We start from the raw sequence: 15,015 nt of genomic DNA, 5'->3' as shown, positions 1-15,015 counted from the left end.
CAGAATCGTCGTTGGTCTGGTAACTTGAGGCACTGATTGGCAAGTTGCCTAAAGTTGATACGATGAAGAAACTCTTGGAACAAAACGAGCCCGGCGTCATTTGAAAGTTGACCGCCGTCGGCGGTCACAGTCACATTGGTATTGCATTGCAGGGATAAGCTGGTTAAAGTTGAGATGGTGTGAAGCCTCGCTTTCGTGATGGTTTTTGTCGACTTAACCTTAGCATATAGGCGCACCCAATGGGTGAAACACCAAAGCAGCGCAGTCCCGTGTGAATCATGGGATTGCGCTGCTTTTTTGAAATTCTATGAATAATCCAGGATGGGTATTTATCTTCTGATCGGCGCAGCAGTGTGGCTGTATGTGCTGTCCGTGTTGAAGCGAGCTCGGCTGTCTGCCTTTTATTTTATCGTTGGCAGCGCTGGGCTTTTCTTTGTCTTAATGGCCATTGCTGATCCTTATTGGGTGTGGTTCTTCACCCATGCGGTGATCCATGGGGTGCAGTGGCTGGCAGGCGACTTGCTGCATTGGTGTCATGTGACGATGAAAACCGGGTTGGTGTATATTCCCAACCACGTCAATTCGGTGGTGATGAGTATCGATTTTGAATGCTCTGGGATCATTGAATCAGCGGCGTTAGTGGCGCTGGTGGTGTATTTTCCCACTTATGCGCGGCGCGAGAAGGTCTTTTATGCCGGGTTTGGCGTGTTGTACATTTATTTGGCTAACATCATCCGCTTGTTGACGGTGATCGCCATTGTGCATTACGCCGGCGGCCAGTGGTATTATCTGGCGCATGCCATCATTGGGCGCTTGGTGTTTTATGTGTTGGTGATCGCCTTGTATTACAATGTCTTCACTTATTCGCAACTGGCGCGCGGAATCTATCGTGAGCTGGGCTTTGATCGGAGGCAGCCGTGAGTTATTGGTTGAATTTGACCATTTTTCAAATGGGTTTCTGGATCACTTGGACGCTGATCCCAATCGTCGTGGAGATCTTACCGGCGATTTGGGCCACGATCGTCTTGATGTGGCGGCGTTATCACCGCACGCACCTTGAAACGCCAGATAAATGGCCGATGATCACGGTGATCGTGCCGGTGTACAATTCAGAAGCCACGTTGTTTGCCTGCATTCAGTCGCTGGCGGATCAAACTTACCCCAAAGACTGCTTGCAGGTGATCTTGGCCAATAACCAAAGCACCGATGATTCCTTCGGCGCCTTCGCTCATGCGCAGAATGCTTTTCCCAACTTGATCTTGCGTTACGTCAACACCGATAAAGGCAAGGCCAAGGCGTTAAATACTGCCATTTATGAAAGTATCGGCTTGTATGTGATCAATATCGACTCTGACGGGACGCTTGAGCGCCACGCATTGGAACAAATGGTGCTGCGCTTTGAGAATGATCCGGAAATTGCGGCGATGACCGGCGCCATCTTGCCTAATCACCACCTGGTGCAGGCCATCACCAAGCCTTGGCATCACTTGTTGGCAGAAAACGAATACTTCGAATATGCCCAAGCGTTCATGTCAGGGCGCACTATCGAGTCTGAGCGCGATCAGCTGTTTACCATGTCTGGGGCGTTCTCGGCGTTTCGCCGTGAAGTGTTGATGGAAACTTTCTTGTATAATACCGACACCATCGGCGAAGACACCGATATGACCTTTCAGATCCGCACCAGGTTAGGCAAGAAAGTCGTGATTTGTACCGAAGCGATTTTCTATATCGAACCGATTTCCGGCTTAGGCGAGTTGTATACCCAACGCCAGCGCTGGCAGCGCGGCGAATTGGAAGTGGCAGCCAATTACATGCAAAATACCGCCGGCTTGCAGAAATTCTTCAACAACTTCTTGATCCGGCGGTTGATGATCGACCACACCTTCTTGTTTCCGCGGATGATCTGGATGTTTGCCAGCGTCGTGCTGGTGCGCTTCGGCTATCCGCTAGGGGTCATGTTGTTGTCTTATGTGGTGATTTATTGGCTGTATGTGTTCGTGTCGTTGATCAATTATTGTGCGGTGCGCTTGTTGATGCGCCCAGCGCCTGCAGAACGGCATTTCTATGCGCGCTTGTGGTGGGTGGCTTTCACCTTGCCGGCGTATAACTTGATTTGCAGTGTGATCCGCTTGATCGGCATCATCAACGGCATGACCACCCAGGCGTCTTGGCGGCTGCGCGGAATCGACCAAGAAGGCGCGCAAGTCCATGCGGTGGTGAAGCATGACTTGCAAGCATTGTTCAAACACCATAAAGAGGACGACGAATGATTTATACTTATAAACTCAAATCTTATGTGAACGCCAGCCACGCCATGCGCTGGGAATCCGGACAAGGCAAAGCGCATAACCACACTTGGGAAATCGTGGCTGAATTGTCGACAACGGATGGTATGGTGGCGTTTGTCGACTTGGAAAAAGAGATCCAAGCCGTCTTGCATGGCTTATCGGGCAAGTTCTTAAACGACTTGCCGGCGTTTGCCACGATCAACCCCAGTGTGGAGAATGTCACGCGCTATTTGTTTGACGCCATTGCCCACACCCTTGAAGTGCATAATGCGAAGTTGTTGCGCCTGGAAGTCAGCGATTCGCCGACGCGGTCGTTTTGTATGGATGTGCGAGGTTAACCATGGGCAAGCGATTGTACAATTTCGGCCAGCAGGGGATCAACGTGGTGTTCTTGATCTTGTTTGGGGCCACCACGTTGTTTGCGTTGATCCATCCGAATTTGATTGTCGGCGATAATTGGCGCACCGGCGCCGGCACCACGATCGTTACCGCCGGGCTGTTGATCGCCGGCTTGGCGATCGTGATTGGGTTGTATGCATATCCGCGCTTTGCCTCAGCGTGCCATTGGGTGTTTGTGCAACACGGCCGCATCACCGCCAGCATCTTGTTGGCGCTGGTGGTGGGGTGGCAGTTGGTGTTTGTGTTGACGCTGCATCCGCCGATCGGCTGGGATGCCGGCGCCTTGCATCAAGCGTTAACCGACACCACCAGTCCCAACATTCGCGCTTATTACAGCCAGAATTTCAATAACGTGCCGGTGTTGTTGATGATGCATGCGTTTGCCACTTGGTTTCACACCACGGCTTGGCTGATGTTTGATTTGGTGACGTTAGGCTTTGTGGATTTGGCTGCAGCGTTGAATTTAGTCACGATCGCCTTGATGGCGAAGCAGCATTTAACGGCAGGGCTTTATGTGCATGCGTTGTGGTTGAGCTTGTTTGCCACGATCATTGTGCCTTATACCGACGCATGGGTCTTGCCGCTGGTAGCGGCGATGTTCTTTGGCTATGCGGTGTTGACCCATCAAAGGTGGACGTTTGGGTGGCGACTGTTAGGGGCAGTACCGTTAAGCATCGGCGCAGTGGCGGCATACTTCATCAAACCTTCGGCGATCGTGCCGGTGATTGCGATGCTGGTGGTGACGCTTTTGTATGCGTTGCGCGCCGTTAAGCCATATCCTTGGCGGCACATTGTGATTGGCAGTGTGGTGTTGCTGGGGATGTTTGCCGGCAGCTACTTGGTGATCAATCACAGCATTCAAAACCAGCGCTACATTCAAGTCGATCACAGCCGAGCGATTCCGGCGGTGCACTTCATGAGCATGGGGGTGTCTGGGCAAGGCGGCTATAATGCCCATGACGCATTGATGATGGCGGTGTTGCCGACCAAACAAGCGCGCAGTGCCTATTCGATCAAGATGCTCAAACAGCGCTTAGGCAAAATGGGCGTCGGCGGCTATTTGGTGTTTCTGGTGCATAAGCAATACAACAACACCGCCGATGGCAGCTTCGCTTGGGATAAAGAAGGCTCGTTCATCAATGAAAACCCCAAGCCCAAACCAGGTCCTGGGTTGAAGAATCATTTGCAGCAATTTGTGTACTTATACGGCACCAACTTAGGCGATTATCGCTGGTGGACGCAAGCCATGTGGGTGGTGGCGTTGGTGTTGATCCTGGTTTCAAGCGGCGAGCGGCGCCGCGACTTGCAAGTGTTGCGGGTGACGATCATCGGCGCGTTTATGTATATGCTGTTGTTTGAAGGCGGCCGCTCGCGATATGTGATCCAGTATTTGCCGGCGTTTTTGATTTTGTTAAGCCAGTTGGCCAAAGATTCCGTGTTGCGCATTCGCCGCTTGTTTGCTTGGGGCGATTATGCATTAGATGGCAACGAGCGCAAGCCTAGAGGGGCTTGAGATTAAGCGAATCTTAGTTGTTGTAGCGCATTTGCTATGGTAAAATCGATTAGTTGAAGTACTGGGCCTAATGGCAAAACAGTCGGATCAAGGAGAGAAATCATGGCAAAAGACATCGGCATCGATTTGGGGACTGCCAACGTCCTCATCAATGTTAAGGGCAAAGGGATCGTGTTGAACGAACCTTCTGTCGTCGCGATCGACACCAAGACGGGGAAAGTCTTAGCCGTCGGCACCGAAGCTTACAAAATGGTCGGGCGTACGCCTGGCAACATCAAGTCCATTCGTCCGTTAAAAGACGGGGTGATTGCGGATTTTGATATCACCGAAGCAATGTTGGAATATTTCATCAACAAGCTGAATGTGAAAGGCTTCATGTCTAAGCCAAACATCTTGATCTGCGCCCCAACGAATGTCACTTCCATTGAACAAAAGGCGATCATCCAAGCCGCTGAGAAATCCGGCGGCCACCGGGTGTACTTGGAATTTGAGCCTAAAGTTGCCGCAGTGGGTGCCGGGTTGGACATTTTCCAACCACAAGGCAACATGGTCATCGACATGGGCGGCGGCACCAGTGATGTCGCGGTGTTATCCATGGGCGAAATCGTCACCAGCCGCTCTTTGCGCTTAGCCGGCGACAAAATGGACGCGGCCATTGCCGCTTATGTGAAGAACAAGCATAAGCTCTTGATCGGCGAACACACTGCTGAACAAATCAAGATCCAAATCGGGGCGGTATACGAAGCCGATCCGGAAGAAACCATCGAAGTGCGTGGCCGCGACATCGCTACCGGCTTGCCGCGCGAAGTGATCGTTACCAGTGCCGAAGTGTCAGATGCTTTGCATGAAACCATGATGCAAATCGTCGCTGCGGCCAAAGACGTCTTGGAACAAACGCCGCCAGAATTATCTGCGGATATCATCGATCGCGGCGTGATGCTGACCGGCGGCGGCGCTTTGCTTAAAGGCATTTCCAAGTTGTTTGCCCAAGAGCTTAAGGTGCCGGTGTTGTTAGCTGACGACCCGTTAGACGCCGTGGCTTTAGGGACTGGTGTCTTATTAGATAATATCGCCCATCACAAGCAGTATTGATGGACGTGATGGAGGTTGTGAATGGATAGCAAATATGCCAATCGCGTGGTACGGCGCATCGCCATCGGCTTATTGCTGGCGGTGATCGCCTTGATCATCGGGGCCATGGTCGGCTATGGCATCGGTGGCGGCAGCCCGTGGAAGGTCTTTGAACCCAGCACGTGGTCGCATATCACCGACTTTCTGAAATAATGCGTTATCTATTAATGGCGCTGGTGCGCTTCTATAAGGCGGCGATTTCGCCGTTATTGCCGCCAAGCTGTCGCTATTACCCGACGTGTTCGACTTATACCTATCAGGCTTTGGTCAAACACGGTGCGCTTAAAGGCAGCCTGATGGGCGTCGCTAGGATCTTGCGGTGCAACCCGTTTGTCCATGGCGGCGTCGATCCGGTACCGGATTATTTCACCTTGCGCCGCAACCCCGATCCAGACAAGAACATCGACGAAGCAATGAACTGGGATTACTATCATAGAAAAGGCACTAATAAGTAATGATATGTCGTAATGTGTTAATTCGTAACAATTAGTCGTTCTGTAGTAATTAAGTGGAAGACAGGATGACTGAGTGCTATGAAATGATAAACTCGTGAAAAATTGCTGACGGATGCATGGACAGCTAATGATGGTTTTCATCATGTCTTGACAGAATAATTTCATCTTCATTTGCTATAATTTCCATAAGCAGAACGGAGGTGAAAAACTTTAAATCACAGATAAGTGCCGTTGTTATCCAAATGCGACGATGCGGCAAAGCTTGACGTGTCACCGTATCCGTAGGTTGACAGAACTGGCCAGTTTGTAGGGTCGGGTGTCCTTGTATTAACGGCGTCGCGTCCATAAACGTCGAGTAAATCCGAATCATCTTCATTTCAACAATTATCGCGCAACGAAAACCAAGTTGCCGCGGACCTACTAGAAGATGACGCGGATTCAAAGTGACCGCTTGTTGTTCAGCCGTTTTAAGGTGCAAATGAGGGACAAGGTGCAGTACTGCACGAAATATCACGAGCTTCATTGTTATGGCTGTGGCGCGCTCAACTAGAGCATGCTGAGGATGCCGTACAGAACTTGATTTAATACGTTCAGGGGCAGGCTATGTCCTAAGGGTTCAAGAGCCAGTCAATGTTGCTAGGTTGTTACCGATGTAAGAACACTGGTGTTAACGGGACCAAATAAAATAATGAGTGCACAACTATGAGAGGAAAAATATAAGCCTTTACTAGTGTTATTAAACATTCTTCCACATTTTATATAGCAGAAAACATGGCTAAAGAACAGAAAATTCAAGTCGTCCAAGAAGACGTCACCAGAAACGGCCACACGGTTTCCGTGTTGACTGTCGGTAAGAACGAAATCGGCTTTGTGGAAACTGTCGGCGAGCGTTACAACGCCTTCTTGGCCGGCAACGACCGGGCGAACCATTTCAAGTCGATGGATGATGCCGTCAACTTCTTGATTGCCGAATATCATCTCCACCACAGTTAGAAAAAGGTTACGATTGCCACGCCAGAATTGCGTTCTGGCGTGGTTTTTGGTGTAATGGAGAGTAAGTGATAATAATCAAGATCCGGTAAGGAGAACACGTTTTGGCACAAGAAATGACAGAAAAGAAAATGGACAGCCGCATTGACTATGGCATCATTCTATCGGTGATGTTGTTGGCTTTGATCGGCATGGCGGCGATTTACATGGCGGTGGACAACGATACCAGCGCCAGTTCCAGTCCCATGCATGCCTTGATCATGCAAGGGGTGTGGTATGTGATCGGCGGCTTGGGGATCTTCTTGGTGATGCAATTTGATTCCGAACAGCTGTGGCGGATCGCGCCGATCTTGTATGGCTTAGGCATCTTCTTATTGGTCGTGGTGTTATTCGCCTACGACCGCAGCGTGTTTGCCAGCACCGGCGCCAAAAGCTGGTTTTCGTTTCACTCGTTTACCTTCCAGCCTTCTGAGGTGATGAAACCCGCTTATATCTTGATGCTGGGGCGGGTGGTGACCACGCATAATACCGAATACCCGCACACCACCGCCAATGATTGGCATTTGATCGGCACGATGTTGTTGTGGACTTTGCCGGTGTTGGTGTTGATGAAGCTGCAGAATGACTTCGGGACCATGCTGGTGTTCATGGCGATTTTTGCCGGGGTGGTGTTGGTTTCTGGCACCACTTGGAAGATCATTGCCCCTATCGCTGCGGCTGCTGCGGCAATCGGCGGCAGTGCATTGGCGTTAGTCACCACCAACTGGGGCCGCACGATCTTAGGGCATCTGGGCTTCAAAGCGTATCAATTTGCGCGGATCGATTCTTGGATGAATCCAAGTGGTGCCACGGATGGTGATTCTTATCAGTTGTGGCAGTCGATGAAAGCAATCGGTTCCGGCCAACTCACCGGACGCGGGTTTAACAACATTAAAGTTACCGTGCCGGTGCGTGAATCGGATATGATCTTCTCCACGATCGGTGAGACGTTTGGTTTTATCGGTTGTGCCGTGGTGATCATGTTGTATTTCTTGTTGATCTATCAAATGATCCGGGTGACGTTTGACACCAAGAACGAATTCTATGCTTACATCGCCACTGGTGTGATCATGATGATTTTGTTTCACGTGTTTGAAAACATTGGCATGAACATCGGCTTATTGCCGCTGACTGGGATCCCGTTGCCGTTTATTTCCCAAGGCGGGTCGTTCTTGTTGGCCAATATGTTGTCGGTGGGGATGGTGCTGTCGATGCGTTTTCATTACCAGTCGTATATGTTCTCGCGGGATACCGAAGATTTCCAGTAGTGCTATAATATTGGTAAATCACGAATTTGGAGGACGACGACATGGCACAACATTTCTGGCAAGCAACTGAAGGTGACAAGGTGCGCATCGGATTGACCAAAGAAGCGCAAGAGACTTTTGGCAAGATCAAATTCGCCGATTTGCCGAAAGTCGGCAGCACCGTGACTGTGGGCAAGGCTTTCTTGGCCATTGAAGCAGAGAAGGCGGTGTTGGATCTGGACGCGCCGTTGTCTGGTACTGTGGTGGCCGTCAACGACCGCGCCGCTGATGACCCAGCCTTGCTGGATTCTGCCGATCGCCAGGATAATTGGGTCGCCGAAATCAAAGCGTAACCTCATTTGCAGCGCGCCATCAGTCACGACTTAGTGACTGATGGCGCGCTTGTTTGTGTGACAAAACTGTTCGTTGCCCCTTGGCTTGGCCAGCCGTATGCTGGTGGCAGCAAGGAGGGGTGATCATGGGCAAAGCGCAAGGGTGGCGGCGCTTGTTGTGGGAAGTGTTCACCGTCGATCAGCAGCTGCCAGGTGAAAACATCGTGCACCTGTGGCTTGACCATCGCCAAGCCAAACGCGAAGCGGTGATGATGTGGGCGCTGGCTGACGAATTGGGGTTGGACGCAGCCCAGCTTAAAGCATTGTCTGGCACAGAAGCGTATGGTGTGTATGATTGGGAAGCGTCGCGCCCAGAGCGCCACAGCTTCTATCCGTCATTGGCGGTGATCCGGCATGTTTGTGATGAATTGTTTCGCCTGCGCGATCAACAAGCGCATGACTAAAGCTCAGCAAACTCAAATTATCTAATTATTTTCTCACCTGGTGTTGACAGAACGTCGAGAATTGGTTATTATCGATAACAATTAAAGCGACAAACAAAACGGTGTGAGAGAGTAAGCCGCGCGAGACTGTACAGAAAACCCGATTAGCTGAGAGCGGGGTAGCAAGCGCGACTGAAGATGGCTCACAGTTCGGTGCACCGAGCGCTTCTGGCGTAAGGCTGCAATGGGTGGCGACCATTATCTCGCACGCGGGTTGATTGACCCGTTAGTGAGGGCAGTTTAACTGCCGAATTAGAATGGCACCGCGGGACACCGCTTCTAACATAGTTTAGAAGCGGTGTTTTTTTTGTCGATAAAACTAGGAGGAATCATCATGAAATTGTGGAAGAAACTGATCGCCGGCATCGCGATCGCATTACCAGTCTTTGCCTTGGCGGCTTGTGGCAACTCAAGCAGCTCAGCGAACAAAACGGTCAAAGTGGGCATCATGACCAACGATAAAGAGATCTGGCAAGACATCCAAAAGCGCCTCAAGAAACAAGACGTCGACATCAAGCTGGTGGAATTCACCGATTACAACACGCCTAACAAAGCCTTAACTGACGGCGATATCCAATTAAATTCTTTCCAAACGGTGCAGTTCATGGACGCTTGGAACAAGAAGCATAAAGACACCATCACCAGCGTCGGCAACACTTACCTCGGCCCGATGCGTGCTTATTCCAACAAGATCAAGTCCTTATCGGCATTGAAGAAGAATGACACCGTTTCGGTACCAAACGATGCCGCCAACGAAGGCCGCGCCTTACAGCTGCTGGCCGCCAACAAAATCATCAAGCTCAAAGCCGGCGTCACCAACCCGACGACGCGTGACATTAGCGAAAACAAGCTGAACTTGAAGATCACCGAATTAGACGCCGCTCAAACTGCCCGTTCGATGAACGACGTGGACGCTGCGATCGTCAACAACGATATCGCCGCTGCCGCCAAGCTCAACCCTAAAGACGCGATTTCCGTTGAAAAGATTGGCAAGAATTCGGCACCATTCATCAACATCATCGCTGCTGCCAGCAAGAAAGATAAGCAAAACGCCACTTACAAGAAGATCGTTAAAGCTTACCAAACCAAGCGCACTGAGCAGCTGATGAAGAAATACTACAAAGGCTCTACTGTACCTGCTTGGAAATAATCTGCCGCCACAGCGGCGAATGGAGGAATCATCATGAAATTATGGAAGAAATTGATCGCTGGCTTAGCCATTGCGTTACCGGTTTTTGCATTAGCCGCCTGTGGCAGTACCTCAAGTAAGTCCACCAGCACTAACAAAGTTGTCAAAGTCGGCATCATGAGTAACGACCGCGAAATTTGGCAAGACATTCAAAAGCGCCTCAAGAAGCAAGACGTGAACATTAAGCTCGTGGAATTCACCGATTACACCACGCCGAACAAGGCCTTGGAAGATGGCGACGTGGACTTGAACGCCTTTCAAAACTACACCTTCTTAGATGATTGGAACAAGAAACACGGCACCCACATCGTGTCCATTGGCGATACTTACCTCGGCCCGATCCGCGCTTATTCTACGAAGATCAAGTCGTTAAGTGAATTGAAGAACGGCGATAAAGTGGCCATTCCTAACGACCCAGCCAACGAAGGGCGTGCTTTGAACCTGTTGGCGCAAGAAAAGCTCATTAAGCTTAAAGACGTTGCCACACCAACTACCAAAGACATCACCGAAAACAAGCTGAACTTGAAGATCGTAGAATTGGATTCTGCCCAAACAGCCCGGTCCATGAACGATGTGGCTTGCGCGGTGGTCAACAACGACATCGCCGCCGCTGCCAAGCTGAAGGTCAAAGATTCCATCGCGGTGGAGAAGATCACCAGCAAGTCCAGCCCATACATCAACTTCATCTCCGCCAAGTCTGCCAAAGATAAGAAGAACAAGACTTATCAGAAGATCGTCAAGGCTTATCAAACTCAGCAAACCGCTAAGCTGATGAAGAAAGTTTACAAAGGCACCACGGTTCCGGCTTGGAAGGGTTACAAAGCAGAATAAGGCCAGTGTCAAAGCGGTGAGGCGCAGGCGTGTGAGGACCGCAGGACGGTGCAAATACAGAAAAAGTTATACTCAGCATATTTCACTGCCCTGTGATGGCCCAAGCAGCAGGATTTTCGAGACAGACACCTAGCACAATCCTAACCTGATACGAATAACGTAGGATCGGTGAAGCGTAGGTGGGTCGGGGCTGCGAGTCGGTCAGGCCGTGGAACGATCAGCACAGTGAGACAAGCGGTTTGTGCTTGGCTCGCTGTGCTGATCGCGGCAAGAATCGAGACAGGCAGGTGAGCGCAGCGAGCGCCTGGCTCGATTCTTAGGCGGAAAACGCGCGGCGACGCGACGCGCAGCGGAGCTAGTTGCGCGGTTGGAGCCGGCCGCACCGCCTGCGCCGTCTCGCGGCCCCGACCCACCGGAGCTTCACCGATCCGGCAGTTGTGGGCTTCATCGAGCTGCCTGACCCGCTAAGTGCGCGCCACTTCGCTTTGGTCGTCGAGCTGCGTGGCGCAACGCGGCGTGATATAAGGCATGACGCCGCTTGGGCAGAAAGCGCCCAAACGTCATCCTGCCTTATATCCACCGCTAAGTGCGCGCCACTTCGCTCTGGAAATGTGGTACACTAGATAGCGAATTATGCGGTGCTCTTGCGGGTGCCGCTTTCGTTTGCAACCTAACTGAAGAAACGAGGAAGCATATGGCAAAGGAAGCAGTCATCACATTGACCGATGTCGATGTGGAATTTCATGAGAAAAACCGCTCCGTGCATGCGGTAGATCACGTTGATCTCACCGTGGAGCGTGGAGATATCTATGGGGTCGTCGGCTATTCTGGCGCCGGCAAATCGACTTTGGTGCGCACCATCAACTTGCTGCAGCGCCCAACCAGCGGCGCGGTAAACGTCCTAGGCCAAGACATGCTTAAATTGTCAGCCAAGACGCTGCGCAGCGAACGCAAGCGCATCGGCATGATCTTTCAGCACTTCAACTTGATGAACTCGCTGACCATCGCCGAAAACGTCGCCTTTCCGCTGAAAGGCTTGCGGCCTAAAGCCGAAATCGACGCCAAAGTCAAAGAACTGCTGGAATTAGTCGGCTTACAAGATCGCGCCACGGCTTATCCGACCGAGTTGTCCGGCGGGCAAAAGCAGCGCGTCGGCATCGCCCGCGCGCTGGCATCGGACCCGGAGATTTTGATTTCCGATGAAGCCACCAGTGCCTTGGATCCCAAAACCACCAGCTCGATTCTGGCGTTATTAAAGCAACTTAACGAAACCTTGGGCTTGACCATTGTGTTGATCACCCATGAAATGGAAGCCGTCAAGCAGATCTGCAACAAAGTCGCGGTGATGGATGAAGGCCGCATCATTGAACGCGGCAGTTTATTGGAGATCTTCGCCAAGCCGCAAAAGAAGCTCACCAAGGACTTTATCGACACCACTTTGCAATTAGACGCAGCCATCGAAGCGGTGCGCCAACAGCCGGCGGTGGCCAACTTATCCGGTGCTGATCAATTGGTGCGTTTGACCTATCTTGGCGCGTCAACGGACCAGCCGTTGGTGGCCACGCTGTATAAAGACTTTAACGTCACGGCAAACATTTTGTTCGGCGACATTCAGATCTTGCAAGGCACGCCTTTTGGCAACTTGATCGTGGTGTTGTCTGGGTCTGAAGCAGACATCAAGCGGACTTTCGCTTATTTGGCGGCTAATGACGTGCAAGTCCAACACATTGAACAGGAGGCGCAGGCATGACTTTTCTCAAGCATATTTTTCCTAACGTTGTGCCGATTTGGTCTGGTGACGGCGGCGTTACTCAGGCGATTTGGCAAACGTTATACATGACCATTGTCACCACGATCGTTTCGGCGATCTTGGGCTTGATCTTAGGCGTGTTCTTGGTGTTGTGGGATGAAGACGGCTTGGTACCAAACAAGCCGGCGTATTTCATCTTGGACAAAATCGTTAACATCTTCCGGGCGATTCCGTTTATTATCTTGCTGGCGGTGATGTATCCAGTCACCCATGCCATTGTCGGCACCGGTATCGGCCCGACGGCGGCTTTGGTGCCGTTGATTGCCGGCACGGCGCCATTCTTTGCCCGCCAAGTGCAGAATGCCTTGCTCACTGTGGATCCTGGCGTGATCGAAGCCGCCGAAGCCATGGGCTTAAGCCCAGCGGCGATCGTGTGGCGCGTGTATTTGCGTGAAGGTTTAGGCGAACTGGTGCGGGCGACAGTCTTGACCATCATTTCCGTCATTGGCTTAACCGCCATGGCTGGGGCCGTTGGCGGCGGCGGTTTAGGGAACTTGGCCATTGCCATTGGCTACCAACGCTTCCAAAACGACGTCATTTGGGTGGCCACTATCTTCATCTTGATCATGGTTTTCATTTTCCAATTTGTCGGCGATTGGATCAACCGCAAGCTGCAACATTAATGCCCACTCAAAAAGCCCAGGAAAATTTTCCTGGGCTTTTTGCATGTTCATAAGGTGAGTTGATAAAAGCGGCTTTGCCGATCAGGAAAGGCGTAGGTGACGCCAAGGTCTGCAAGTTGGCATTGAATGAAGCCTTGACGCTCATAGAAGCGATGTGAACGGTGTTCAGCCTCTGGGGTGTCTAATACTAAGCGCTTGATGCCTTGCGCCTTAGCGGCTGTAAGAAGCGTTTGATACAGCTGCCAGCCCAAGACATGCGGTTGGCCGCGAAATTCAGGATCAACAAAGAATTTCTTGAGTACCGCCACAGTTGGCGTCACTGGCAACAAGCCGATGCAGCCGACGACGTGCTGTTGCTCAAGCGCGAGCCAGAAGTTGCCGCCAGGGGCTTGATAATGCTCGGCAATGGCGAAGACATCAGGCTGGTCAGCCATTTTGATATTAAGGTGGGCTTCGGTGTTTTGACAATACAAGATCAAGTCCACTAACTCTGCCAGGTGCTTGGGATCGTCGTGATAAGGTTCAATTTGCATGAAAAGCCTCCCATTTTAGGTGCATATCTGGTAGTCTAAAGGCGTGCGGTGGTTCAGTCCAGTCGAAACTTCTGAATGATCGCTTCAATGATATTGAATCACGAAGGAGGAGTTAGGCGATGGATCTGAAATATCTTAAAACCGTGCAAACGATCCACGCTGCCGGCAGCTTTCAAAAAGCAGCGGCCTTATTGAATTATGCGCCATCGACAGTGACCTTTCAGGTGCAGCAAGTCGAAGCGCAATTAGGCGTGCGGCTGTTTACCAAAGTTGGCCGCCAAATGGTGTTGACTGGCGCTGGTACCGCCGCCATGCCGTTGATCGATCAATTGTTGGCTGACGCGGCGGCGTTAGACCGCTTTGCCGAACACGCCGATGGGCCAGTGGGGCGCTTGGTGGTGGCGGTGCCGGAATCGCTGTTGACGTATCAAATGCAAGGGGTGCTTAAAGCCTTCAAGCAAGCTGCCCCAGGCGTTGAATTGGTGATCCGCGTGTTGAATTGTTACGACATTTACGCGCAAATGGCTGATCGTCAAGTCGACATCGCGGTGCATTATGACATTCGCGCCTATCCGCCAACGGTGCACACCGGCGTGATCAAAGAATTTCCGTTGTCCTTGGTGGCCGCACCGGAATATGCTGATGAAGACTTCATCACCCCAGGCCAAGACAAAGCGGTGTGTGCGCTGATGAACGACCCGCATGCGCGGTATTTGGAGCTGTTTAACGCCTATCTCGCTGAAAAAAGGATCCGCTTGCGGCCGAACATGGAGCTGTGGAGCATTGAAGCGATTCGCAATTCAGCCATTAGCGGCTTAGGCGTGGCCTTTTTGCCGACGTTTTGCGTGCAAGATGCGCTGAATGCCAAGCAGTTGGTGACGCTGCCGACGACGATGACAGAGCGGACTTTAACGGCGATGTATGCGTATCGGCAGTTAAGCGTCGCTGGCGCATTGTTCGTTAGACTACTGAATGAAATCGGTAAATAATTGTGCTGGCTTGTCTAATTATTTGTGCGCAAACCCCGTCGAAAAATTTCTCTAATTATTCTCAAATTTTTCTTTCATTAATGTAAGCGCCACGAAAGGGATTGCAGTGCGTTTTGCCACAAATTAAATGACAATTAGCCGCA

Annotated in this window: 17 protein-coding genes; 16 read left to right on the top strand and 1 reads right to left on the bottom strand. The window is 51.3% G+C overall.

Translation table 11 applies throughout. From position 1 onward, the window contains the following. The first annotated feature begins 321 nt into the window (after positions 1–321). The 15 genes from xrtG to ACGG90_RS13520 all read left to right on the top strand — a co-directional run bounded on the left by xrtG (position 322) and on the right by ACGG90_RS13520 (position 13,350). Positions 322–921 carry an exosortase family protein XrtG gene (gene xrtG / locus ACGG90_RS13590; protein ID WP_390410254.1) on the top strand — a complete coding sequence of 200 codons (600 nt, stop codon included), beginning with the start codon at positions 322–324 and terminating at the stop codon, positions 919–921. Next, positions 918–2,270 carry a TIGR03111 family XrtG-associated glycosyltransferase gene (locus tag ACGG90_RS13585; protein WP_390410253.1) on the top strand — a complete coding sequence of 451 codons (1,353 nt, stop codon included), beginning with the start codon at positions 918–920 and terminating at the stop codon, positions 2,268–2,270. Before xrtG ends, ACGG90_RS13585 begins: the two co-directional genes overlap by 4 nt. Continuing rightward, on the top strand, positions 2,267–2,626 hold the full coding sequence (locus ACGG90_RS13580) for a 6-carboxytetrahydropterin synthase (RefSeq protein ID WP_390410251.1): 360 nt from the start codon (positions 2,267–2,269) through the stop codon (positions 2,624–2,626). Before ACGG90_RS13585 ends, ACGG90_RS13580 begins: the two co-directional genes overlap by 4 nt. Before the next feature lie 2 nt (positions 2,627–2,628). After that, positions 2,629–4,200 carry a TIGR03766 family XrtG-associated glycosyltransferase gene (locus tag ACGG90_RS13575; protein WP_390410249.1) on the top strand — a complete coding sequence of 524 codons (1,572 nt, stop codon included), beginning with the start codon at positions 2,629–2,631 and terminating at the stop codon, positions 4,198–4,200. 102 nt (positions 4,201–4,302) lie between these two features. Next, positions 4,303–5,292: a rod shape-determining protein gene (mreB, locus tag ACGG90_RS13570; RefSeq protein WP_390410247.1), complete on the top strand. Its 990-nt coding sequence runs from the start codon at positions 4,303–4,305 to the stop codon at positions 5,290–5,292. Positions 5,293–5,313: 21 nt separating this feature from the next. After that, entirely contained in the window at positions 5,314–5,484 is a 171-nt protein-coding gene (locus tag ACGG90_RS13565; protein ID WP_390410246.1) for a DNA-directed RNA polymerase subunit beta, read from the top strand. Next, the gene (yidD, locus tag ACGG90_RS13560) at positions 5,484–5,786 is read left to right on the top strand and encodes a membrane protein insertion efficiency factor YidD (RefSeq protein ID WP_390410244.1); all 303 of its coding nucleotides are present in this window, start codon (positions 5,484–5,486) and stop codon (positions 5,784–5,786) included. Before ACGG90_RS13565 ends, yidD begins: the two co-directional genes overlap by 1 nt. A 771-nt stretch (positions 5,787–6,557) precedes the next feature. Further along, positions 6,558–6,779, top strand: a complete 222-nt coding sequence (locus ACGG90_RS13555) for a DUF2969 domain-containing protein (RefSeq protein WP_390410243.1) — start codon at positions 6,558–6,560, stop codon at positions 6,777–6,779. A gap of 113 nt (positions 6,780–6,892) precedes the next feature. After that, positions 6,893–8,083: an FtsW/RodA/SpoVE family cell cycle protein gene (locus ACGG90_RS13550; protein ID WP_390410255.1), complete on the top strand. Its 1,191-nt coding sequence runs from the start codon at positions 6,893–6,895 to the stop codon at positions 8,081–8,083. 41 nt (positions 8,084–8,124) lie between these two features. Then, positions 8,125–8,415 (top strand): glycine cleavage system protein H, encoded by a 291-nt coding sequence (locus ACGG90_RS13545; protein WP_390410241.1) that lies wholly within the window; start codon positions 8,125–8,127, stop codon positions 8,413–8,415. A 125-nt stretch (positions 8,416–8,540) separates the two neighbouring features. Beyond that, positions 8,541–8,858: a hypothetical protein gene (locus ACGG90_RS13540; RefSeq protein ID WP_390410240.1), complete on the top strand. Its 318-nt coding sequence runs from the start codon at positions 8,541–8,543 to the stop codon at positions 8,856–8,858. A gap of 373 nt (positions 8,859–9,231) precedes the next feature. Next, complete coding sequence (locus ACGG90_RS13535) at positions 9,232–10,047, top strand: MetQ/NlpA family ABC transporter substrate-binding protein (protein ID WP_390410238.1); 816 nt, start codon at positions 9,232–9,234, stop codon at positions 10,045–10,047. A gap of 33 nt (positions 10,048–10,080) precedes the next feature. Beyond that, positions 10,081–10,917: a MetQ/NlpA family ABC transporter substrate-binding protein gene (locus ACGG90_RS13530; protein ID WP_390410237.1), complete on the top strand. Its 837-nt coding sequence runs from the start codon at positions 10,081–10,083 to the stop codon at positions 10,915–10,917. A 694-nt stretch (positions 10,918–11,611) separates the two neighbouring features. Then, on the top strand, positions 11,612–12,667 hold the full coding sequence (locus ACGG90_RS13525) for a methionine ABC transporter ATP-binding protein (RefSeq protein ID WP_390410235.1): 1,056 nt from the start codon (positions 11,612–11,614) through the stop codon (positions 12,665–12,667). After that, entirely contained in the window at positions 12,664–13,350 is a 687-nt protein-coding gene (locus tag ACGG90_RS13520; RefSeq protein ID WP_390410233.1) for a methionine ABC transporter permease, read from the top strand. Before ACGG90_RS13525 ends, ACGG90_RS13520 begins: the two co-directional genes overlap by 4 nt. A 47-nt stretch (positions 13,351–13,397) precedes the next feature. On the opposite strand, the gene ACGG90_RS13515 is transcribed toward ACGG90_RS13520, so the two are convergent. Continuing rightward, a complete protein-coding gene (locus ACGG90_RS13515) occupies positions 13,398–13,883 on the bottom strand; it encodes a GNAT family N-acetyltransferase (RefSeq protein WP_390410231.1) in 486 nt (161 codons plus the stop codon). A gap of 119 nt (positions 13,884–14,002) precedes the next feature. On the opposite strand from ACGG90_RS13515, the gene ACGG90_RS13510 reads away from it, so the two are divergent. After that, positions 14,003–14,872: a LysR family transcriptional regulator gene (locus ACGG90_RS13510; RefSeq protein WP_390410230.1), complete on the top strand. Its 870-nt coding sequence runs from the start codon at positions 14,003–14,005 to the stop codon at positions 14,870–14,872. Positions 14,873–15,015 lie beyond the last annotated feature (143 nt).

Origin of the sequence: Lacticaseibacillus jixiensis (genome assembly GCF_042847315.1) — a bacterium.
GTDB classification, from domain to species: domain Bacteria; phylum Bacillota; class Bacilli; order Lactobacillales; family Lactobacillaceae; genus Lacticaseibacillus; species Lacticaseibacillus jixiensis.
Note: the sequence above shows the minus strand (reverse complement) of the source record. Positions and strands in the feature narration are given on the sequence as shown.

Coding starts and splice junctions, on each gene's coding strand:
- xrtG (WP_390410254.1), top strand. CDS start 322: ATGGGTATTTATCTTCTGATCGGCGCAGCAGTGTGGCTGTATGTGCTG.
- ACGG90_RS13580 (WP_390410251.1), top strand. CDS start 2,267: ATGATTTATACTTATAAACTCAAATCTTATGTGAACGCCAGCCACGCC.
- ACGG90_RS13575 (WP_390410249.1), top strand. CDS start 2,629: ATGGGCAAGCGATTGTACAATTTCGGCCAGCAGGGGATCAACGTGGTG.
- mreB (WP_390410247.1), top strand. CDS start 4,303: ATGGCAAAAGACATCGGCATCGATTTGGGGACTGCCAACGTCCTCATC.
- ACGG90_RS13565 (WP_390410246.1), top strand. CDS start 5,314: ATGGATAGCAAATATGCCAATCGCGTGGTACGGCGCATCGCCATCGGC.
- yidD (WP_390410244.1), top strand. CDS start 5,484: ATGCGTTATCTATTAATGGCGCTGGTGCGCTTCTATAAGGCGGCGATT.
- ACGG90_RS13555 (WP_390410243.1), top strand. CDS start 6,558: ATGGCTAAAGAACAGAAAATTCAAGTCGTCCAAGAAGACGTCACCAGA.
- ACGG90_RS13550 (WP_390410255.1), top strand. CDS start 6,893: ATGACAGAAAAGAAAATGGACAGCCGCATTGACTATGGCATCATTCTA.
- ACGG90_RS13545 (WP_390410241.1), top strand. CDS start 8,125: ATGGCACAACATTTCTGGCAAGCAACTGAAGGTGACAAGGTGCGCATC.
- ACGG90_RS13540 (WP_390410240.1), top strand. CDS start 8,541: ATGGGCAAAGCGCAAGGGTGGCGGCGCTTGTTGTGGGAAGTGTTCACC.
- ACGG90_RS13535 (WP_390410238.1), top strand. CDS start 9,232: ATGAAATTGTGGAAGAAACTGATCGCCGGCATCGCGATCGCATTACCA.
- ACGG90_RS13530 (WP_390410237.1), top strand. CDS start 10,081: ATGAAATTATGGAAGAAATTGATCGCTGGCTTAGCCATTGCGTTACCG.
- ACGG90_RS13525 (WP_390410235.1), top strand. CDS start 11,612: ATGGCAAAGGAAGCAGTCATCACATTGACCGATGTCGATGTGGAATTT.
- ACGG90_RS13520 (WP_390410233.1), top strand. CDS start 12,664: ATGACTTTTCTCAAGCATATTTTTCCTAACGTTGTGCCGATTTGGTCT.
- ACGG90_RS13515 (WP_390410231.1), bottom strand. CDS start 13,883: ATGCAAATTGAACCTTATCACGACGATCCCAAGCACCTGGCAGAGTTA.
- ACGG90_RS13510 (WP_390410230.1), top strand. CDS start 14,003: ATGGATCTGAAATATCTTAAAACCGTGCAAACGATCCACGCTGCCGGC.